Origin of the sequence: Nocardioides sp. (assembly GCF_035481145.1) — a bacterium.
Lineage (GTDB): Bacteria > Actinomycetota > Actinomycetes > Propionibacteriales > Nocardioidaceae > Nocardioides.
In genome coordinates, this window is record NZ_DATIHB010000092.1 from 1 (window position 1) to 20,146 (window position 20,146).

Here is a 20,146-nt window from a genome sequence, read left to right on the forward strand (position 1 = left end):
CGTGATCGAGGGGTTCTCCGCCTTGCGGGCCACCTTGTCGATCTCGTCGATGTAGATGATGCCGGTCTCGGCCTTCTTGACGTCGTAGTCGGCGGCCTGGATCAGCTTGAGCAGGATGTTCTCGACGTCCTCGCCGACGTAACCGGCCTCGGTGAGCGCGGTCGCATCGGCGATCGCGAACGGCACGTTGAGCATCCGGGCGAGGGTCTGGGCGAGGTAGGTCTTGCCGCAGCCCGTCGGGCCGATGACGAGGATGTTGGACTTGGCGACCTCGACGTCGTCCTTGGCGTGCTTGCCGGCCAGCGTCGCGCCGGCCTGGACCCGCTTGTAGTGGTTGTAGACCGCGACCGCGAGCGACTTCTTCGCCTGCTCCTGGCCGATGACGTAGGAGTTGAGGAACTCGAAGATCTCCCGCGGCTTGGGGAGCTCCTCGAGGCCGACCTCGGTGCCCTCGCTGAGCTCTTCCTCGATGATCTCGTTGCAGAGATCGATGCACTCGTCACAGATGTAGACACCCGGACCCGCGATGAGCTTCTTGACCTGCTTCTGGCTCTTCCCGCAGAAGGAGCACTTCAGCAGGTCGCCACCGTCACCAATGCGTGCCACGGGGTTCCTCTTCTCTCAACACTCTTGCTTGTCGACGGTACCTCCGGTCGGGCCCCCGACGGGCCCGACACGGAGAAACCGACTTCTCATCAGACGAACGCCGCAGCCTTGCGCGACTCGAGCACCGCGTCGATCAGGCCGTACTCGACGGCCGCCTCGGCGGTGAGGATCTTGTCGCGCTCGATGTCACGGCTGACCTGGTCGATGTCCTTGCCCGAGTGCTCCGAGATCATCTTCTCCAGCAGCTCACGCATGCGGAGGATCTCGTTGGCCTGGATCTCGATGTCGGAGGTCTGGCCGAAGGTGCCCTCGGTGTAGGGCTGGTGGATCAGGATCCGGCTGTTGGGCAGCGCCAGCCGCTTGCCGGGCGCACCGGCCGCGAGCAGGATCGCCGCTGCGGAAGCCGCCTGGCCCAGGCAGACGGTCTGCACGTCGGGCTTGATGAACTTCATCGTGTCGTAGATCGCCGTCAGCGCGGTGAACGAACCACCGGGCGAGTTGATGTAGATCTGGATGTCACGGTCGGGATCCATCGACTCGAGGCAGAGCAGCTGCGCCATGACCGCATTGGCCACGTCGTCGCTGATCGGGGTGCCGAGGAAGATGATCCGGTCCTCGAAGAGCTTGGCGTACGGGTCGATCCGGCGGATGCCGTAAGAGGTCCGCTCTTCCCACTGCGGGATGTAGTAGTTCATGGCGGTCCTCAGTTCTCGGCGTGGGCGGGTCGGCCCTGGTCGACGGCTTCCTTGGCGGAGCGGATGACCTGGTCGACCAGGCCGTACTCCTTGGCCTCGTCGGCGGTGAACCAGCGGTCGCGGTCGGCGTCGTTGGTGACCTGCTCGACGGTCTGGCCGGTGTGCTCGGAGATGAGGTCGAGCAGCACCTTCTTGATGTGCAGCGACTGCTGCGCCTGGATCTTGATGTCCGAGGCGGAGCCACCCATGCCGGAGGACGGCTGGTGCATCATGATCCGCGCGTGCGGCAGGGCGTAGCGCTTGCCCTTGGTGCCGGCGCAGAGGAGGAACTGGCCCATCGACGCGGCCAGGCCCATGCCGACGGTCGCCACGTCGTTGGGGATGTAGTTCATGGTGTCGTAGATCGCCATGCCCGCGTCGACCGAGCCACCGGGGCTGTTGATGTGCAGGAAGATGTCGGCCTCCGGGTCCTCCGCCGAGAGCAGGAGGAGCTGCGCGCAGATCGCGTTGGCGTTCTGGTCGCGCACCTCGGAGCCGAGGAAGACGATGCGCTCGCGCAGCAGGCGCTGGTAGACATCCGCATCGAGGCCGTACGACGGCGAGCCGCCGCCGTTCATCTGGGGGCTGCTGGAGATCAGGTTCACGTCGCCGACAGTAGCCGCGGTCACCGACATTTCCACGGGCAACACCGGGCTGTTCGCCGACAGCAGATTTCGTCGGCGCAGCGTCAGCGTCAGCCCTTCTCGATCTCCGCCTTGAGCCGGGCCAGCGTCGTCGCCATGCCGTCCTCGAGCTCGTCGGCGTGCTGCGCGCCCCCACCGAGCACCGTGCCCGCCGTGATCCGGCTGAGGAAGGTCAGGCGTGGCACGGGGCGACGCTGCACCAGCCGGGTGCCACCGTCGACGGCTTCGAGCTCGTTGATCCAGGTGGCGCCGCTGGTCGCGGTGTGCCACACCAGGGTCCGGCCCGGCTCGACGGTCTTCACGACGTTGCGGGTCGGCCAGACGACTGCCTTGCGCCGGTTGACCCCGAGGTACCACTGCCCCTCGCGCAGGCCACCGCGCTTCAGCGGGACCATCCGGACGAGCTCTGGGCTCCGCTCGGCCAGCTTCTCGAAGTCGGTGAGCGCTGCCCAGACCTCGTCGGGAGTTGCGTCGATGCGGACCTCGGCGCGCAGCTCGCGGTCGGCGGTACCTCGTGCGGGCGGACGCGTCATGCGAGCCACTCCTTCAGCTTGCGGTGCACCTCGGGATGGTTGAGCAAGCCGAAGTGGTCGGTGTTGGGCAGGTGGAGCCTGCTCGCGGTGGGGAACAGGTCGATGCCGCGTGAGCGTCCCATGGCCGAGGGGTGCCGCACCAGCAGGTCGCCCAGCGACACGCTGAGCGGGTGGAACGGCGTGGCCCCGAGGGTCGCCGACACCAACCGGTAGCGGGCGTGCGGCAGCGCGGCGACCTCGTCGCGGACGCCGCGACGCAGGTCCGCGATGCCGATCGAGCGGGTGTCCAGGATCTTCGCGAAGGCACGGACCTCCGGCACCGAGCTCAGGACGCGCGAGCCCCGGTGGACGAGCAGCTCCAGCGGTGCACCAAGGTGGGGGGTGCCGAGGCAGACCACGTCGGTCACCCGCTCCTGCCAGGGGGTCGCATGGCCGGTGTGGACCGCGCACGCACGCCGGATGATCAGGCCGCCCATGGAGTGGCCGACGAGCGCGAGGCGCTCGAGCCCGACGGGCCAGGCGTCGAGCAACTGGTCGAGCAGGGCCGCCAGCGCGACGCCGTTCTCGGAGATCGACAGGCCGGTGTTGAGCCGCAGTCGCACAGGCGTCCAGTCGCCCGTCGCGGCGAGCGCGTCGCCGTACGACGGGAGCTCGTCGGCCCTGCGGTCCCAGTGCTCGTCATGCTCCATGAGGCCGTGCACGAAGACGACGACCTGCCCGGTCGCCTGCGGGAACGCCGTGGCGAGCGCCTCCGGCGTCAGGGCTACGTCGTGCCCGTCGCGGCGCACGGCCATCCGGATCGCGCCGGAGTTGCCGTCCTCGAGCAGCCTGTCGCCGATCAGGCCGTTGACGACGCTCGTGACCTGCCGGCCGAAGCGGAACTCCTCGGTGCGGCGACCTCTCCCCCGTCGGTCCTGCTTCTCGAGCACTCTCGCACCGGTGCGCAGGCTCGCCCCCAAGGTCGCATAGATCGTCCCGGCGATCCGGTCGTGGACCATCTGCGACGGCTTGGCAGCGCCGGCGGTCAGCGGGTTGGCCAGCCCCCACACGCGGTTGGCGATCGCGAGATGGGTGTCGCGGACCGCGCCGAGCAGCAGGTCCTCGGCGTACGTCGCAGCGAGGGCACCAGTGCCGTGGAGCGTGGCGCCGCCGGTGCTCGCGGGTGTGACGACCGTGCCACTGACGGGTGCGTGGGCAGGCTCGAGCGCGTTCATGCCCCCAGTGTCCGGTTTCAGTGAACAGTTGTCCACTGGTTCTGGGTCACAGCGCCTCAGGTGATGGCGGGGGCATGCTTGCGGGCCGATGCGAGCAGCGAGTCACTCAGGTCCATGAAGGCGACGCCACCGAAGCGGGCGTCCACCCGCTGCATCGCTGCCGCGAACGACTCCGCAGGCCGCGCCCCGGGTGTCGACGCCTCGACCCCGAAGACGAGCTCGGGAGCCGCGTCGCCCTGCGCGACCGACAGGGGGTAGACCGCTCGGACCGTGGGGTCAGCCTGCACCGCGTGCCGAAGGAGGTCGACCGCCTCGGACGGGACCTGCTGCTCGGCGCGACCGATCCGCAGCGCCGTCCCCGCGGGCACCGACTGGGTCCCGACGGCTCCACCGAGCAGCCCGGCGAGCTGCGCAGCGGTCAGCATCATCGCCGGCTCCGACCCGGGATTGAGGAGCAGGCCCAGGCCCTCGGGCCAGGTCTTGATGAGGTCTCCACCGGTGACCAGCAGGAAGGCACCCTGGGCACGGAAGGTGTCCCACTGTGCGGGTGAGGTGAACGCGACACCGCAGGCGTCGTCGTCCATCTCCACGACGAAGGGCAGCACCGCGTCGGTGTCACCCGCCTCCTCACGGTCGGTCAGGGCAAGCATGAGCGTGGCCCCCCGCAGGACCTCGGCGAACTCCTGCGCACCGAGCCGGCCGGCCTTGGCCTCGCTGATCGCGCGATCGAGATCGACGCCGTCCGGCATCGGGACACGTGCCTCGTCAGTCATGGTCGGGTGCTCCCCGTTCGTCGATGATGTGGCTGGATCGCCGGATCAGGCGAGTGGACGCGCGCGATGCTACGCCGCATGGTGCGGTCACCATCCGAGGTCCCAGTGGGCCAGGGGTTGGAGACCGGGTGTGTTCCACGGAAGGTAGATCTGGGTCGCGCCACCGAGCATGAAGTCCCCGCGGCCTGCTGTCGGGCCCATGTAGATGGTCGTCCCCTTCGGGACGTGCACGGCGTAGCCCCGCTCCAGGATGGACTCGCCCGTGACGTTTCCGTCCTTGTCCCTCCACCAGCGCTCAACCGCATAGTCCATCCGCGTCTGCATCTCACCCCACGGCGGGTTCTCGCTCCAGAACGAACCCAGGGCGTACTTCTTGTCGCCCGCCCGGAAGAGCACCATGTCCTCGTCGAGCACATGGACGTCGTAGTTGCTTCCGGAGAAGGTGCTGGCGATGTCGTCGTCGAGCGGCCCCTTGTTGTGCGGGTGGAACTCCCAGTCCTTCATCTCGGAGTCCTTGTCGCGCACGGCGTTGACGAAGCGGTCGAGATGCTCCTTCTGCTTGTGCGAGAACCACGCCATGTCGTCGCCGGCCTTGCGCGCAGCGTTGACCAGCGGCTCGAAGACGCGGTCCCAATGTTCCCTTCGCACTGCTCAGCCCCCCGTGATGTTCAGTGAGTGGAGATCCGACAGGAGCTGTGAGGTGAGCATCTGGTGATCCGCAGCGTCCTGGGCGGTGTCCGCGGAGGCCAGCTCGAGGGAGTCGAGGTCCGCCTGGAACTCCCCGATGTCGCCCACGGCGCCGGTCACGATCGGCGCGTCGAGAACAGCGTTGAGCACCGCCGGGATCTGCTCGGCGAGCGGCTGGATGACGAGCGGCAGCATCTGGCCCATCAGCTCCTCCACCGCAGTGTCGATGAGGATGTCCATGAGCTTCTTGCGGGCGATGATGAGCGCCGCCGCAGCCGCAGCTCCCGCTCCCAGGGTCACCACGGAGCTGGCAAGGGCTGCCGCCACCTGTGCAGCGGTGATCGTCACGTCGGCGATGACCTTGATCTTCAGCGCCAGGACGGCGTCGGCGAAGAGGTCGACGCCACCCGCCACCGGTCCGACGTTGTCCAGGAGCTGCTGCAGGTTCTGTGAGCGATTCTGGTTCCAGCCATCGGAGAAGGCCAGTGCCGTCTGGCTCGAGCTCGCCTGGAGCAGGTCGCCGTTCATCCGGTTGTCGGCCCGCATGATCATCGACTCGAGGTCGTCGCGGTACTGACGGACCAGGTCGGCGCCGCGCCGGATCTCGTCTTCGTCGAGGTCCGGCCACTCGAAGCCGAGCTTGTCCATGATCCAGATCAGCTCGTTGGGAAGCATCATTCCCACGACGTCGACCTCCTCCCCCACCGGACGCAGCTGCGCCGGTCCCGAAAATTCGTTGCAGGTGCAGCGTAATGGCGCCACGGCGTGATCGGGATGGGGAGAACTACCCCACGGCCGCTGCTACGTCCAGGGATCGAGCTGGCGAGCCAGCTGCTGCTTCAGCTGCTCGAGCCGCGCCGTCGCCTTGCGGTCGACCGCCCCGGACGCAGTCGGTACGTACAGGTCGCGCCAACCGTCCCGCGGCACCCGTCTCATCCCGGTGTGGAGACGAGCGGCGGCGAGCATGACGTCGGTCGCGCTCTCGTCCTCCCTTGCCGCCAGCGCTGCCAGCGAACCGATCCGGCCGAGCTCCGAGCCGAGACCGTTGGCCTGCAGGAAGTGACGGATCTCCGCGAGCGTGGCCCGCAGCTTCTTCAGCGCCGGCTTCGCCGGTGGCAGCCGGCGCCGGCTTCGCTGTTGCGCGGCCGCCTCTGCGGACCGCCTGCGCTCGGCCGCCTCCTCGCGCAGGACTGCGACCACGTGCGCCAGCGCCTCCGGCTCCGCCTCGAAGGACGCCTCCGTGCCGGGAAGGGTCTCGCCCTGTCTGCCCGTGCGGAAGACGAGCCAGCGATCCTCCGCGGGCTGCACGACGAACGCGCGAGGACGGCTCGGCTCCTCATCGAGGAAGACGACTGTCCCGAGGTCGTACTCCTTCAGGATCTGCTTCAGGTCTGCTCGTTCCACGCACTCCCCCTCAGGCAGGCTGAACGCTCACCGTAGCCAGTCCATCAGGCTGCGGTGGACCTCGGGGTGGTTGGCGAGCGACTGGGCGCCGATCGTGACCTCGTGGCGCTCGGCCGTGGGGAAGAGGTCACGTGCGCGCCGCACCTGGCGCATGGCTCGCTGCCGCCACCAGAGCATGCCGCCGAGGACGGCACCGGCCGGGTTGGGCATCCCCATCGCCCGGTCGGTGACGAGGAGGTACCGGACACCGCGGCGCGGCGGGACGTCCACGATCTCCTCGTCGGCGGCGAGGATGCCGGCCAGGCGCTCCTCGAGCCGCCTGCCCGCCTCGCGGGCGAAGCGCTGGGGCGCGGCCTGCAGGTGGGGCGTCCCGAGGGCGACGAGCTCGGTGACCAGGTCGGCCCAGGGCCGCTCCCCGGGCGCCCGGACCCCGAGCGCACCGCGGGCGACCAGGCCACCGGTGCCGTGGGCGACGATCGCGATCCGGCGTACGGCCGTCGGCCAGGCCTCGACGAGCTCCTGCAGGACGCCGCTGAGCTCGACCGCGGCGTTGCCGATGCCGACCGTGTCGTCGACGCGGAGCTGGACGGGGGTCCAGCCGAGCAGTCCGGCCAGCCGCGAGGCGTAGGTGCCGCCGATCTCCTCGACCGAACGGCGCCACGAGCGCTCGTCCTCGCCCGGTTGCGGCACGAAGACGACGAGATGGTCACCGGCCTCGATCGGATCGACCTCCGCGCCGTACGCCACGGCGAGCTCATCGCGCTCGAGCTCGAGGTCTTCGTCGAGGAACCGGACGGCGACCGGTGGGCGCACGAGCTTGTCGCGCTCGAGCACCTGCTGGCGGCCGAGAGGGCCGGCGGCGAGCGCGAGCGGGCGGCGCCCCAGCGCGACCAGGCGCAGGCCGAGGCCCGCCGCACCGCGGATCAGGCCGATGCCGAACTGCACACGCCCCGCGATCCCTTCACCCAGCTGCTGCGCCGTCTGCTGGGCGGCGCGGATCGGGTCGGGCGCGTCAGGATGCCCCCTGTGCTGCCCGGGCGGCAGCGTGACGGCGTACTCGTCGTCGCCGAGAGGGACCAGGGGCGACGCGTTCACGGTTCCAGTGTCCCACCGCGGAGGCCTTCGCTGCACCGCTTGCGGCCCGTGTCACGCGGGCACTGCGGTGGGGATCACGCCGAAAACTGCCGCTGTAACGCGGTGTTCCCGTGGCTTCTGCGGGGTTGCAGCGGCGCAGAAGCCACGAGGACACCGCGTTACAGCTGGTCCGGAAGGTCCCGAAATGCGCCACGCGCCGCTCCCGAGAAGCGGGAACGGCGCGTGGGCGATGCAGAATCAGGCGTCGGCCTGCTCCTCCTCGGCGGACTCCTCGGCAGCAGCCTCGGGCTCGCCGATGGTGCCGTCGGGGCGGAGGTTCTTCAGCTCGACGACGTTGCCGGAGGCGTCCTTGACGGTCGCGCCCTCGACGATCGAGGCGAGCGCCTTGCCGCGGAGGATCTCCTGGACGTACTCCTGGATGTGGTGCGGGTGCTCCTGCAGGTGCTCGAAGGCCTTCTGCGGGTCCTGGCCCTGCTGCTGGGCGCGCATGAGCACGTGGTTGGTGAGCTCCTGCTGCTCGACGCCGAACTCCTCGGCCTTGACGACCTCGTCGAGGATGAACTGCGCGGCGATCGCGTCGCGGACCCGGCGCTCGAGCTCGGCCTCGAACTCCTCCTGGGTCTGGCCCTCCTCCTCGAGGTACTTCTCCATGGAGAGGCCCGCGAACATGAGCTGCTGCTCGACCTGCTGGCGGCGGGCGTTGAGCTCGTCGGTGACGATCGACTCGGGGAGCGCGATCTCGACCTGCTCGAGGAGCTTCTCGAGGACGGCGTCACGCGCGGCAGCGGCCTGCTCGAGGCGCTTGCCGTTGCCGAGGCGGGTGCGGACGTCCTCGCGCAGCTCGTCGGCGGTGTCGAACTCCGACGCCAGCTGAGCGAACTCGTCGTCGAACGCCGGGAGCTCCTGCTCCTGGACGCCGGTGACCTTGACGGTGACCTGGACGGCCTCGCCGACCAGCTCGCCACCGACGAGCTCGGAGTCGAAGGTCTTCTCGTCACCCGCGGCCATGCCGGTGAGGGCCTCGTCGAGACCGTCGAGCATGCCGCCACGGCCGACCTTGTAGGACATGCCGGCGACCTCGGCGCCCTCGACGACCTCGTCGTCCTTCTTGGCGACCAGGTCGATCGTGACGAAGTCACCGTCGGCCGCAGCGCGCTCGACGTCCTGCAGCGTGCCGAAGCGCTCGCGCAGGGCACCGATCTGCTCCTCGACGTCCTCGTCGGAGAGGACGATGTCCTCGACCTCGGCCTCGAGGCCGTCGTACGACGGAAGGGTGATCGCGGGCTTGACGTCGACCTCGGCGGTGAACTCGAGCGCGGCGTTGTCCTCGAACTTGGTGACCTCGATCTCGGGCTGGCCGAGCGGCTCGAGGTCGTTCTCCTGGAGGGCCTCGCCGTAGGCGCGCGGAAGCACCTCGTTGACAGCCTCGTCCAGCGCGAAGCCGCGGTAGCCCTGGCGGTCGAGCACGGCCTGCGGCACCTTGCCCTTGCGGAAACCGGGGACGTTGACCTGTGCAGCGACCTTCTTGTACGCCGCGTCGAGGCTCGGCTTGAGCTCCTCGAAGGGGACCTCGACGGTCAGCTTGACCCGGGTCGGGTTCAGGGTCTCGACGGCGCTCTTCACCGTGTTTCTCCTCGGTGTTGGGGATGATGCAGGGAGTCGGGGTGGTGCATTGTGGGGCTGTCGGGGCGACAGGACTCGAACCTGCGATCTCCTGCTCCCAAAGCAGGCGCGCTAGCCACTACGCTACGCCCCGCCAAGCGGCCCTTCACGGGCCCTTGGAGCGGATGACGGGAATCGAACCCGCGTAATCAGTTTGGAAGACTGGAGCTCTACCATTGAGCTACATCCGCGTGCCTCTCCGCGCCCCGTCTCCGGGGCCCAGATGTGCGGTGCCATGTTGCCATACGGCGCCCACACCGCAGAACTCAGGTCAGCGCCGGTGGACCAGGAGCAGCGCGCGGTCGTCGTTGCGCGAACCGAGCTTGTCGATGAGCCGACGGGCGCCGTCGTCGATCCCGTTGCGCAGCAGGCGCTCGCCCTGGCCCTGGAGCCGGTCGATTCCCATCGCGATGTCGCGGCTGCGGTTCTCGACCAGGCCGTCGGTGTAGAGCAGCAGGGCGTCGCCCTTGCGCAGCTGGCCGGTGACAGCAGGGAAGAGCGCGTCCTCGAGGACGCCGAGGACCGTGCCGCCCTCGGACGGGTGCACCGTCCATCGACCCGATCCTGCGCAGCGCTGGACGGCCGGCGGGTGCCCGGCGGCGCGGAGCGCGAAGTCACCCGAGATCAGGTCGAGCGACAGGTGGATCGCGGTGGCGAACCCCTCGTCCCAATTCTGCCGGATCAGGTAGTCGTTGGCCGCAGGCAGGAACTCCCCCGGCGGCAACGCGTTGAGCAGGCCGCTGAAGGCCCCGGAGAGCAGCAGCGAGCGCGTGCCGGCGTCCTCTCCCTTGCCCGAGACGTCGACGACCACGAGCTCGAGCCGGCGGCCGTTGCCAGGCCGCGAGGCGACCACGAAGTCACCCGCGAACGGCGTGCCGCCCGCCGACCGCAGCGCGGTCTCGGCGTACCACTCCGCGGGGAGGGGCGGCAGCATGCCCTGCGAGAGGATCCGGTCGCGGAGGTCGACCAGCATCGACTCGCCCCGCAAGCCGGTGACCCCCAGCTGCGAACGGCGGAACGAGGTGAGCAGCACCATCAGGGCCAGCGCGAACAGCACGATGGTGCTGGTCGTCATGCGGCCGTCGACGTCGCCGAGGCTTGCGATGACCACCAGCTCCACCCCGAGCAGGCCGACGACGTACCACGGCAGCCTCCGCGGCCCCAGCAGGAAGCTGGCCAGGAAGAGCGGCAGCGCGAAGACCGAGACGCTGAGCTGCTCCGGCCACCCCGTCACCGCTGCCGCGCAGAGCAGTCCGAACGCCGCGCAGAGCAGCAACCGGATGGCCTCCTGGCGACGCCGGAAGCCGGTCAGGCTGGTCATGCGGTGGGCGGTGGCCACGGGATCCTCGAGTTCACGGGCGCTGGCTGGTGGGTGGGATCACCCTACGGTGCAGTTCGGGCGCGCGAGCGGAAAGTCGGCTGGCAACGTGGACACCAGAAGAGATTGCGTCCCTTGAGCTCCTGGGTGCGGACCGGTGTGCCGCAGATGTGGCACTCCTGACCCGCCCGCCGGTAGACGTAGACCTCGCCACCGTGATCGTCGACCCGGGACGGGCGGCCCATCGCCTCCGGGGTGTGCTCCGGACGGACGGTGTCGATGCGGTTGAGCCGCACCCCCTCGGCCATCAGCGCGACGAGGTCGTCCCACATCGCCTGCCATTGGGCCCTGCGCAGCGTGCGTCCGGGTCGTTGCGGGTCGATCCGGTGCCGGAAGAGCACCTCGGCACGGTAGACGTTGCCGACCCCTGCGAGCACGGCCTGGTCCATGAGCAGGTCGCCGATCGAGCGTTCACTCGCAGCGATCCGGCGCCAGGCCTTCTCCGGGTCGGCGTCGGCGCGCAGCGGGTCGGGGCCGAGCTGGGCGATCACCGCCGCCTTGCGGGAGGCGTCGACCAGGTCGCAGCGGGTGGCGCCGCGCAGGTCGGCGTACCACCCGGGATCGTCCGCCTCACGCCCACCAGGTCGGAGGGCCTCAGACGGACGACCTCGCGACACCAGGCGAAGGCGGACCGCCCCGACGGGAGGCGGGGCCGGACCGCGGCGTACGTCGAGCTTGCCGATCAGCCCGAGGTGGATGTGGACGAACCGCTCCCCCGCGAACTCGATGAAGAGGTGCTTGCCGGCGGAGTCGGCGCCGACCAGCTCGGTGCCGTCGATCTCCGCCGCGTCGGCGGCGAACCGGCCCTGCGGACTGGAGACGGCGACGACCTCACCGCCGAAGGCAGCGGTGAGGTCGAGCGCGAGTCGTCGGAGGGTGTGCCCTTCGGGCATCAGGCGTCAGCTGTCGGAGGGGGCGGAACCCTGCAGGGCGCTCTCCGGCAGCGGCGGAAGCTCGCGGGTGACCTCGTAGTCGCTCATCAAGGCGATGCGGCGGACGTGGCGCTCGTCGCCCGGGAACGGTTCGGCGAGGAAGATGCCGATGAACCGGGTCATCTCGTCGAGGGTGTGCTGGCGGCCGCCGAGGGAGATCACGTTGGCGTCGTTGTGCTCGCGGGCGAGCTGGGCGGTGGCGTCGTTCCAGACCAGGGCGGCTCGGATGCCGATGACCTTGTTGGCCGCCATCTGCTCGCCGTTGCCGGAGCCGCCGATGACGACGCCGAGGCTGTCCTGGCCGTCAGCCCGCTCCGCCGCGACGCCCTCGGCCGCGCGGAGGCAGAAGACCGGGTAGTCGTCGAGCGCGTCGTAGACGAAGGGGCCGTGGTCGACGACCTCGTGGCCGTGGTCGACCAACCACGTCATCAGGTGGTCCTTGAGCTCGAGGCCGGCGTGGTCGCTGCCGAGGTGAACGCGCATGGCCCCATTCTCCCGTACGCCGGGCGGCCCGTCGTCAGCGGGCCATGAGTGCGTCGAGCGCGACCGCCACGGCAGCCGCCACCCGGAAGTCGACCCGCTGGTCGGGCACGGTCACGGTGTAACGGTCACCGACGCTCACACGGCGCTCGCTGGTGAGCATCGGCCGGCCCTCGGAACCGACGAAGTCGAAGTGCACGGGCAAGAAGGGCACGTCGGTGAAGCGCCGCAGGATCGCCACGAGCATCGACCGCTCCTGGCCCGTGCCGGCATAGCCCGGCCCCTCGAGGTGGAAGGTCGAGCGCAGGAAGCTGGCGCCGAAGTCCTTGCGGAAGAAGCCGATCGGCTGGCCGGCTTCGTCGGTGATGTCGTAGCCGGAGCCGAGGTCCATCACCTTCCGTGCCTTGAAGCCGAAGACCGGGCGGGTCTTCGACGCGTCGGCGTAGAAGGTCACCTGCTCCTTGAACGCCATCCGCTTCTGCTCCGCGAACGCCATCAGCTGACCGGGCTTCCCGTCCGGGCCGATGGTGGAGATCTCGTAGCGGTTCACCATCAAGGTGAGCTTCTGCTTGACGACGAACTGCGGCAGGTACATCTCGGCGGTCATGAGGCGACGCTAGCCGGTGGCGTGTCACGATCGGCGCGTGCCTGACGCCTTCGCGACGCTCGCGTCGCTCCTCGACTCCCGCTGGACCTGCCGCGCCTACACCTCCTCGCCTGTGCCGGACGCGACCTTGGGCGATCTGCTGGCCGCCGCCCAGCGCTCGGCATCGTGGTGCAACACCCAGCCGTGGCAGGTGGAGGTCGTGTCGGGTGACGCCCTGGTCTCCTTGCGCGAGGCGCTGCTGGAGCACGTCCTCTCCTCGCCGCAGTCCCCCGACCTCGCGTGGCCGGCGTCCTACCCCGACGTGTACGGCGACCGGCGCCGCGCGTGCGGCTTCCAGCTGTACGAAGCGGTCGGTATCTCGCGTGACGACAAGGACGCCCGCTTCGTGCAGATGCTGAGGAACTTCGAGTTCTTCGGGGCTCCGCACGTGGCCCTCGTGCACACACCCGCTGCGCTCGGGCCGTACGGCGCGGTCGACGCCGGCCTCTGGCTGCAGTCGTTCCTGCTCGGCGCCGAGGCGCTCGGGCTCGGCGCGGCCCCGCAGGCAGCCCTCGCCTCCTACGGGGCGTTCTTCCGCGAGTGGTTCGGCCTCGGCGAGGACCGGATGGTCGTCTTCGGGGTCTCCTTCGGCTTCCCGGACCGCGAGGCCACCGTCAATGGCTTCCGCACCGCGCGCGCCGACGTGGCCGACGCCGTGCGCTTCCACTGAAAACCGGTTTCGCAGGGGTCTAGTTTTGCGGGCATGACGCGTCCAGTGGATGACCTCGCGAGTGCCTACGTCGACGACGTCGCCGCACTCGACCCGATCACGGCGACCGCGGTGGGCATCACCGGCCACGACCACGAGCTGCCCGACCTCTCCCCCGACGGCCACGCCGCACGCGAGGCGCTGGTCCGCACCGCGTATGCGGCCGTCGCGGCGGCGACGCCGACCGACGAGCGCGAGCAGGTGGCGAAGGACGCCTTCCTCGAGCGGACCGGGCTCGAGCTCGAGACCGTCGACGCGGGGCTGGCCCGCCACGAGCTGTCGGTGATCAGCGGCTGGTCCCACGCGATCCGCGAGTCCTTCGACCTGCTCCCCACGGAGACGGCCGACGACTGGGAGAACATCGCCTCCCGCCTCGTCGCGATTCCACAGGCACTGGCGGACTACCGCACCACTCTGCTCGAGGAGGCCGGCCGTGGCCGCGTCGTCGCCCGCCGGCAGTACGCCGAGCACGCGGCGCAGGTCGCCGGCTGGGTGCGCAGCGGCTACTTCACCAACCTCGTCGTGCCGGCACCTGACGCGCTCCGCGCGGACCTGGACGGGGCAGCGGCGGCCGCGGCGTCGGCGTACGCGGAGTTCGGTCGCTTCCTCACCGACGAGCTGGCGCCGCGCGGGCGTGAGGGCGACGGGGTCGGGCGCGAGCACTACCAGCTGGCGTCGCGGCAGTTCCTGGGCGCGACAGTCGACCTCGAGGCGACGTACGCCTGGGGGTGGGAGGAGCTGGCCCGGATCGAGGCGGACATGGAGGCCACCTCAGCGCGGATCGTGCCCGGGGGTTCGGTCGCGGACGCGGTGGCGGCGCTCGATGCCGACCCCCTGCGCGACCTGGGATCCCGGGAGGCGTTCGCGGCCTGGATGCAGGAGAAGTCCGACCGGATCGTCGCTGCGTTCGACGGTCTCCACTTCGACATCGACCCGGCGATCCGGCGGCTGGAGTGCCGCGTCGCGCCGGTCAACGACGGTGGTGCCTGGTACACGCCGCCGTCGGAGGACCTCTCCCGCCCAGGGACGATGTGGTTCTCCTTCACCGACGACCACGAGGTCTTCTCGACCTGGCGCGAGACGACGACTGTCTTCCACGAGGGTGTGCCGGGCCACCACCTCCAGTGCGCGCAGGCGGTGCTCCGCGCCGACCTGCTCAACCGCTGGCAGCGGCTGATGTGCTGGGTGAGCGGGCACGGCGAGGGCTGGGCGCTGTACGCCGAGCGGCTGATGGACGAGCTCGGCTTCTTCGCCGACCCTGGCGACCGCCTGGGCTTCCTCGACATGCAGGGCTTCCGTGCCGCGCGGGTCGTCGTCGACATCGGCGTCCACCTCGGGCTCCGGGTGCCTGCGAACCCCTGGAACTGGCGGGTCGGCGAGGTGTGGACGGCCGACCTGGTGCTGGAGTTCATGCGCGCCCACTCGCGCATGGACGACGGCTCGCTCCGGTTCGAGGTGAACCGCTACCTCGGCTGGCCCGGCCAGGCCCCGTCGTACAAGGTCGGCGAGCGGATCTGGCTCGAGGCCCGCGCCGAGGCGGAGGCCCGAGCCGGGTCGGCGTTCGACCTGAAGGGGTTTCACACCGCGGCACTCGACCTCGGCTCGCTCGGGCTCGACCCCCTGAAGGCGGCCCTCGCCCGCCTCTAGCGCCGAGGTGTGGCTTGTGGTCACGCGAAGTGGGACTTGTGGTCACGGGGCGGATCAGCCCGACGCTCCAGCTTGTAGTGCAGCCGGACGGCGGGGGCCGACCACAAGCTGAGCGTGTGGTCCGTGCGCAGGACGCCCTCGTCGTCGACGTACAGGTGGAAGGTCTCGTGGATCGGGGCGCGCGAGGCGTAGGTGTGGCCGCGGTCCTGCGCGACGACGTAGGCACCGTTGCCGCCGAATCGCTCCCCCGGTGACCGCAGCCAGAGTGAGCCGTCGTCGCCGTGGTCGGGGCGCAGGAAGACCTGGACGTTGCCGGACTCGAGCGGGAAGGCCACGTGTACCCCGGCCCGGTCGGTGCCCGGCAGGGCCCGCACCGAGTAGCAGCCGCTGAAGACGTAGTCGCCCGTCGTCCGGAGCGTCCGGAGCCATCCGGCCGCGCGCTGGGTCCCCTCGGCGTCGGCGATCACGGCGACCCGGCTGTCCATGCCCTGCGCGACATCGAGGGGACGCATCGGCAGCGCGAGCTGGTCCAGGCGGCGGCCGAACGCCCGCGAGATGAGCTCGCCAGCAGGCCAGAAGACCGGCGACCACGCGACCCAGACCTCCATCCGCCAGTCCGAGGTGTGCTCGTAGAAGTCGCGGATCTCCGGGCGGAGGTGGCCGGTGTCGAAGCCGGGCCCGTCGAGCTCGCGCATGTCCGCGATCAGCCCCGCACTCGGCACGTCCTCCCGGACCACCCCGTCGTACGCCGAGGCCTCGGCCGCCAGCCAGCCGTCGCGCACCCGCGCGTCGCCGCTCATCGGTGCCCGCAGCCACGCGTGCTCGCCGTCGAGGTCGATCTCGCGTCCCACCGCGCGCCAGAACTTGCGGGTGCCGAGGTCGAGGCGCGAGGCGATCACGGGTGCAAGCCTAGGCACCACAACTCCCACTTCGCGTGACCACAACTCCCACCTCGGCGGGCCACAAGCCACACTTCGGCGTCAGCCGTTGAGCCGCTCGAGCTCCTCCTCGACCACGGACGGGTCGAGCTTGGTGAAGACCGGAGCCGGCTTCTCGACCGGGGTGCCGGGGACGATCGGGAGGCGTCGCCACGGACGGGCCGAGGCGTAGTCGCCGGTGATGATCGGGTAGCCTGCGCCGCCGTCGAGGTCATCGGCCTCGACGATCGACGGCATCGGCTGCACGTCGCCGGTGCCGCCCATGATCGCGTCGATCACGTTGGCCGAGTGCGGCATGAACGGCGACAGGACCACGTTGAGGTCGACCACGCACTGTGCCATCACGTGCAGGACGGTCGCCAGGCGCGCGGCGTTCTCCTCGCCCTTGAGCTTCCACGGCTCGAGGTCGGAGACGTACTTGTTGACCTCGCCGACGACCCGCATGGCCTCGCCGATGGCGGCCTTCTGGCGATGTGCGCCGATCAGGGCTCCGACGGTGTCGAAGGCACCCTCGACCGCAGCCAGCACCGCCTCGTCCACGGGCTCCAGCGAGGAGGCCGACGGCAGCTCGCCGTAGTTCTTGGCGATCAGGTTGGCGGTGCGGTTGACCAGGTTGCCCCAGCCCGCGACCAGCTCGTCGTTGGTACGCCGGACGAACTCGGCCCAGGTGAAGTCACTGTCCTGCGACTCGGGGCCGGCCGACGCGACGAAGTAGCGGAACGCGTCGACCTGGTAGCGCGCGAGCAGGTCGCGCACGTAGATGACGATCTTCTTCGACGAGGAGAACTTCTTGCCCTCCATCGTCAGGAACTCGGACGACACGACCTCGGTGGGCAGGTTGAGCTCGCCCAGCGCGTGCACCGAGCCGCCCTTCGACCCCTTGCCGTTGTAGGCGAGGAGCTCACCGGGCCAGATCTGGCTGTGGAAGGTGATGTTGTCCTTGCCCATGAAGTAGTAGCTGAGCGCCGCGGGGTCGTTCCACCACTGGCGCCAGGCCTCGGCGTCACCCGAACGACGCGCCCACTCGATCGAGGCCGACAGGTAGCCGATCACGGCGTCGAACCAGACGTAGAGCTTCTTCGTCGGGTTCTCGCGCCAGCCGTCGAGCGGCACGGTGATGCCCCAGTCGATGTCGCGCGTCATCGCGCGCGGGCGGATCTCGTCGAGGATGTTCTTGGAGAACCGGATGACGTTGGGCCGCCACAGGCCCGAGGCCTCGCGGTCGTCGAGCCACTCGCCGAGCGCGTCGGCCAGGGCCGGCAGGTCGAGGAAGAAGTGCTGCGTCTCGATGAACTCCGGCACCTCCCCGTTGATCTTCGAGCGGGGGTTCTTGAGGTCCTGCGGGTCGAGCTGCTTGCCGCAGTTGTCGCACTGGTCGCCGCGCGCGCCGTCGGCACCGCAGTTGGGACACGTGCCCTCGATGTAGCGGTCGGGCAGCGTGCGGCCCGTGGACGGCGAGATCGCGCCGTACGTCGTCTGCTCGACGAAGTAGCCGTTCTCGTAGACGCCGCGGAAGAGCTCCTGCACCGTCGCCTCGTGGTTGCGCGTGGTCGTGCGCGTGTAGAGGTCGTAGGAGACGCCGAGCGAGACCAGGTCCTCCACGATCTTGCGGTGGTTCTGGTCGACCAGCTCCTGCGCCGACACCCCCGCCTCGTCGGCTGCGATCAGGATCGGCGTGCCGTGCTCGTCGGAGCCGGAGACCATGAGCACGTCGTGGCCCGTCATCCGCATGTAGCGACTGAAGACGTCGGAGGGCACGCCGAAGCCGGCCACGTGGCCGATGTGGCGCGGGCCGTTGGCGTACGGCCAGGCGACTGCAGTCAGGACGTGGGTCATGGCGGCAATCCTAGGTGCCGCTGAACCTCTCGATCCGACGGGCTGCCCGGCGGCGGATGGTCGGAAGCCGGTCGTAGAGCCGCTGGCCCGGGCAGGCGGTGTCGTTGGTGTCGCGGTGACCGTCGATGACGGGCAGGCGCACGACCTTCCCGGCGGGGTACTTGTCGGATCCCTCCGACCGCACCCGGATCCGCCCGCGCGGGTTGCGGCCGTCGATGTCGAGCTTCCAGGCGGCCAGGCGGCTGACGGTGCGGAGCACGGCGCGGGGTGGACGGTGCTGGTCGAAGTTGCCGATCACCGAGATCCCGGTCGAGCTGTGGTTGAAGCCCAGCGTGTGCGCCCCGCGGACCCGACGGGCGGCGCCACCGGCGCGGCCCATCCAGGCCCGGCCGAAGCGGTCGACCAGGAAGTTGTAGCCGATGTCCGACCAACCGAGGTTGTAGGTGTGGTAGCGGTACATCCCGCGGATCATGGCGGCCACGTCGGCGCGACGGTAGTCATTGCTGTTGACGGTGTGGTGGACGTGCACCTGGCGGATGCTGCGGATGTAGCGCGGGCGGCCGTCGCGCCAGGACTCGTCGGCGCCCCACCGCTTGCGGCTGCGGATGCGCGGGCGCGGCACGTCGGTCGGGATCCGGGCGCTCGCGGTCCGCTGGACGGTCGGTTGCGCGCTCCGTTGCGTCGTGCGGTGCGCGGCCTGTTGCGTCGACCGTACGGCGGCCTGCGCGGCCGTCTGCCCGGTCGCCGTCGTGCCGGGGTCGATGAGCACGAGCCGGACGTCGGTCGCGGCGCCCTGCACGCGGGTCCGGACGTCCTGGGCGCTATCCACCCACAGCAGGTCGCTGCCCTGCGTCGTACGCGACTCGAGGTCGTCGGGTCCGTCCGCGAGCGGCTCCAGGTCCTGCCACCGGCTCCAGGAACCACCGACGCGCGTGCTCACCTGCACCTGGGGGGCCTGGCCGCGCCAGGTCACCGCCACCATCGAGTAGGGCTCGGTGTGCATCCGGGTCTGGCCGCGCGCGACCGCCACCTCGGCCGCCGCGACCGGCGAGCCCTCCACCCGCCGCAGGTCGACGCGACCGGACCGGACCAGCTCGGCCGTTCCCGGGCCACCCGCGTCCCGCTCGCCGGCCGGGACGCCCAGGAACACGGCTGCGGCCGCGGTGGTCGCCACGGCGAGCAGCGCGGTGGGGAGGAGCAGCCGTGAGCGGCGCCTCGCCGTGGTGGTCGTGTCCATGATCCCAGCATCATGCGCCACACCAGTCACACCTGTCGACCCGACGGGCCGCGGCGGGTGAGCACGGTGGTCGGCATGGTGGAGTCATGGAGATGTTGCTCGCCGAGGACCTGATGCTGCTCCTGATGGACGACGAGAAGGGTCGGCTGGCCGCAGCGGCCCACGCGCGGCCGCTGTTCGGTGGCGCGCTCCTGGTGGAGCTGGCCCAGGCCGCGGTGGTGACGGCCGTGGTGGCCTCGACGGCCGCGACGTCAGGCGGCAGCTGATCAGGAGAAGTCGAGCTCGCCGGTGCGCGACCGCTTCAGCTCGTAGAAGTAGGGCACCTTGGCGACCGCCACGCAGCCGTCCCACAGCTGGCCGGCCTCCTCGCCGCGCGGGATCCTGCTGAGCACGGGACCGAAGAAGGCAGCTCCCTCGATGTGGATGGTGGGTGTGCCGACCTCGTCGCCCACGGCGTCCATGCCCTCGTGGTGGCTCTTGGCGACCGCCGCGTCCAGGGACTCGTCGTCCATCGCGTCGACCAGCCCCGGCTCCAGCCCGACCGCCGCCACCACCTCGGCGATGAGCTCTCGGTCGATCGTGCGCCCCTGGTGGTGGATGCGCTCACCGAAGGCGTCGTACATCGGCTTGAGGACGTCGTCACCGTGCCGCTGCTGCGCCGCGAGGAGCACCCGCACCGGGCCCCAGGCGGGCTCGAGCATCTCGCGGTAGTCGTCGGGGATGTCCTTGTCCTGGTTGAGGTACGCCAGCGACATCACGTGCCAGTGGACCCGGATGTCGCGGACCTGCTCGACCTCCATGACCCAGCGGGAGGAGATCCACGCGAAGGGGCACAGCGGGTCGAACCAGAAGTCGGCGTGGGTGCGTTCCGTCATGCCCCCAGTCAACCAGCCCGGGCCAGCCGTCCTTGACCTGTCCCTGCCCCTGCCGGGCGGCGAATCCGGTTCGTCGCCGACGTGACGTCCAGGAGTGCGGCGCGGGTCGCGGCCTC

General features: G+C 70.2%; 22 protein-coding genes and 2 tRNA genes. 3 read left to right on the top strand and 21 right to left on the bottom strand.

What is annotated here, in order from left to right:
• The 17 genes from VLF38_RS08145 to VLF38_RS08225 all read right to left on the bottom strand — a co-directional run.
• Window positions 1-606, bottom strand: a 606-nt coding sequence (locus VLF38_RS08145; RefSeq protein WP_325270774.1) for a ClpX C4-type zinc finger protein, incomplete at its 3' end; no start/stop codon positions are given.
• A gap of 89 nt (window positions 607-695) precedes the next feature.
• Window positions 696-1,301 carry an ATP-dependent Clp protease proteolytic subunit gene (locus VLF38_RS08150; RefSeq protein WP_325270775.1) on the bottom strand — a complete coding sequence of 202 codons (606 nt, stop codon included), beginning with the start codon at window positions 1,299-1,301 and terminating at the stop codon, window positions 696-698.
• An 8-nt stretch (window positions 1,302-1,309) separates the two neighbouring features.
• Window positions 1,310-1,918, bottom strand: a complete 609-nt coding sequence (locus VLF38_RS08155; protein WP_325270795.1) for an ATP-dependent Clp protease proteolytic subunit — start codon at window positions 1,916-1,918, stop codon at window positions 1,310-1,312.
• 116 nt (window positions 1,919-2,034) lie between these two features.
• Window positions 2,035-2,517 carry an SRPBCC family protein gene (locus VLF38_RS08160; protein ID WP_325270776.1) on the bottom strand — a complete coding sequence of 161 codons (483 nt, stop codon included), beginning with the start codon at window positions 2,515-2,517 and terminating at the stop codon, window positions 2,035-2,037.
• Window positions 2,514-3,731, bottom strand: a complete 1,218-nt coding sequence (locus tag VLF38_RS08165; RefSeq protein WP_325270777.1) for an alpha/beta hydrolase — start codon at window positions 3,729-3,731, stop codon at window positions 2,514-2,516. Before VLF38_RS08165 ends, VLF38_RS08160 begins: the two co-directional genes overlap by 4 nt.
• A gap of 56 nt (window positions 3,732-3,787) precedes the next feature.
• Window positions 3,788-4,504: an SseB family protein gene (locus tag VLF38_RS08170; RefSeq protein WP_325270778.1), complete on the bottom strand. Its 717-nt coding sequence runs from the start codon at window positions 4,502-4,504 to the stop codon at window positions 3,788-3,790.
• An 87-nt stretch (window positions 4,505-4,591) separates the two neighbouring features.
• Window positions 4,592-5,152 (bottom strand): hypothetical protein, encoded by a 561-nt coding sequence (locus VLF38_RS08175; protein WP_325270779.1) that lies wholly within the window; start codon window positions 5,150-5,152, stop codon window positions 4,592-4,594.
• 3 nt (window positions 5,153-5,155) lie between these two features.
• Window positions 5,156-5,875 (bottom strand): hypothetical protein, encoded by a 720-nt coding sequence (locus VLF38_RS08180; protein ID WP_325270780.1) that lies wholly within the window; start codon window positions 5,873-5,875, stop codon window positions 5,156-5,158.
• 117 nt (window positions 5,876-5,992) lie between these two features.
• Window positions 5,993-6,595, bottom strand: a complete 603-nt coding sequence (locus VLF38_RS08185) for a hypothetical protein (protein ID WP_325270781.1) — start codon at window positions 6,593-6,595, stop codon at window positions 5,993-5,995.
• A 27-nt stretch (window positions 6,596-6,622) separates the two neighbouring features.
• Entirely contained in the window at window positions 6,623-7,690 is a 1,068-nt protein-coding gene (locus VLF38_RS08190) for a hypothetical protein (protein WP_325270782.1), read from the bottom strand.
• A 237-nt stretch (window positions 7,691-7,927) separates the two neighbouring features.
• A complete protein-coding gene (gene tig, locus VLF38_RS08195) occupies window positions 7,928-9,313 on the bottom strand; it encodes a trigger factor (protein ID WP_325270783.1) in 1,386 nt (461 codons plus the stop codon).
• A 60-nt stretch (window positions 9,314-9,373) separates the two neighbouring features.
• Window positions 9,374-9,446, bottom strand: a tRNA-Pro gene (locus tag VLF38_RS08200).
• A 23-nt stretch (window positions 9,447-9,469) separates the two neighbouring features.
• Window positions 9,470-9,543 (bottom strand) — tRNA-Gly (locus VLF38_RS08205).
• Window positions 9,544-9,623: 80 nt separating this feature from the next.
• Window positions 9,624-10,691 (bottom strand): PP2C family protein-serine/threonine phosphatase, encoded by a 1,068-nt coding sequence (locus tag VLF38_RS08210; protein WP_325270784.1) that lies wholly within the window; start codon window positions 10,689-10,691, stop codon window positions 9,624-9,626.
• 44 nt (window positions 10,692-10,735) lie between these two features.
• Window positions 10,736-11,623, bottom strand: coding sequence for an Fpg/Nei family DNA glycosylase (locus tag VLF38_RS08215; RefSeq protein ID WP_325270785.1), 888 nt, complete (start codon window positions 11,621-11,623; stop codon window positions 10,736-10,738).
• A gap of 6 nt (window positions 11,624-11,629) precedes the next feature.
• Window positions 11,630-12,145, bottom strand: a complete 516-nt coding sequence (locus tag VLF38_RS08220) for a ribose-5-phosphate isomerase (protein ID WP_325270786.1) — start codon at window positions 12,143-12,145, stop codon at window positions 11,630-11,632.
• Between the two features lie 34 nt (window positions 12,146-12,179).
• Complete coding sequence (locus VLF38_RS08225; protein ID WP_325270787.1) at window positions 12,180-12,749, bottom strand: hypothetical protein; 570 nt, start codon at window positions 12,747-12,749, stop codon at window positions 12,180-12,182.
• A 37-nt stretch (window positions 12,750-12,786) separates the two neighbouring features.
• On the opposite strand from VLF38_RS08225, the gene VLF38_RS08230 reads away from it, so the two are divergent.
• Together VLF38_RS08230 and VLF38_RS08235 are read left to right on the top strand one after the other, a co-directional pair.
• Complete coding sequence (locus VLF38_RS08230) at window positions 12,787-13,458, top strand: nitroreductase (protein WP_325270788.1); 672 nt, start codon at window positions 12,787-12,789, stop codon at window positions 13,456-13,458.
• A gap of 33 nt (window positions 13,459-13,491) precedes the next feature.
• On the top strand, window positions 13,492-15,144 hold the full coding sequence (locus tag VLF38_RS08235) for a DUF885 domain-containing protein (protein ID WP_325270789.1): 1,653 nt from the start codon (window positions 13,492-13,494) through the stop codon (window positions 15,142-15,144).
• A gap of 20 nt (window positions 15,145-15,164) precedes the next feature.
• Here VLF38_RS08235 and VLF38_RS08240 read toward each other — a convergent pair whose 3' ends face one another.
• The 3 genes from VLF38_RS08240 to VLF38_RS08250 all read right to left on the bottom strand — a co-directional run bounded on the left by VLF38_RS08240 (window position 15,165) and on the right by VLF38_RS08250 (window position 19,155).
• Window positions 15,165-16,043 carry a hypothetical protein gene (locus VLF38_RS08240; RefSeq protein WP_325270790.1) on the bottom strand — a complete coding sequence of 293 codons (879 nt, stop codon included), beginning with the start codon at window positions 16,041-16,043 and terminating at the stop codon, window positions 15,165-15,167.
• A gap of 81 nt (window positions 16,044-16,124) precedes the next feature.
• Window positions 16,125-17,918, bottom strand: coding sequence for a methionine--tRNA ligase (gene metG, locus VLF38_RS08245; protein WP_325270791.1), 1,794 nt, complete (start codon window positions 17,916-17,918; stop codon window positions 16,125-16,127).
• Between the two features lie 10 nt (window positions 17,919-17,928).
• Entirely contained in the window at window positions 17,929-19,155 is a 1,227-nt protein-coding gene (locus VLF38_RS08250) for a peptidoglycan recognition protein family protein (protein WP_325270792.1), read from the bottom strand.
• Window positions 19,156-19,241: 86 nt separating this feature from the next.
• Between VLF38_RS08250 and VLF38_RS08255 the strand changes: the two genes are divergently transcribed.
• On the top strand, window positions 19,242-19,421 hold the full coding sequence (locus VLF38_RS08255) for a GPP34 family phosphoprotein (RefSeq protein WP_325270793.1): 180 nt from the start codon (window positions 19,242-19,244) through the stop codon (window positions 19,419-19,421).
• Here VLF38_RS08255 and VLF38_RS08260 read toward each other — a convergent pair whose 3' ends face one another.
• Window positions 19,422-20,030 (bottom strand): DsbA family protein, encoded by a 609-nt coding sequence (locus tag VLF38_RS08260; RefSeq protein WP_325270794.1) that lies wholly within the window; start codon window positions 20,028-20,030, stop codon window positions 19,422-19,424.
• Window positions 20,031-20,146: the final 116 nt, after the last annotated feature.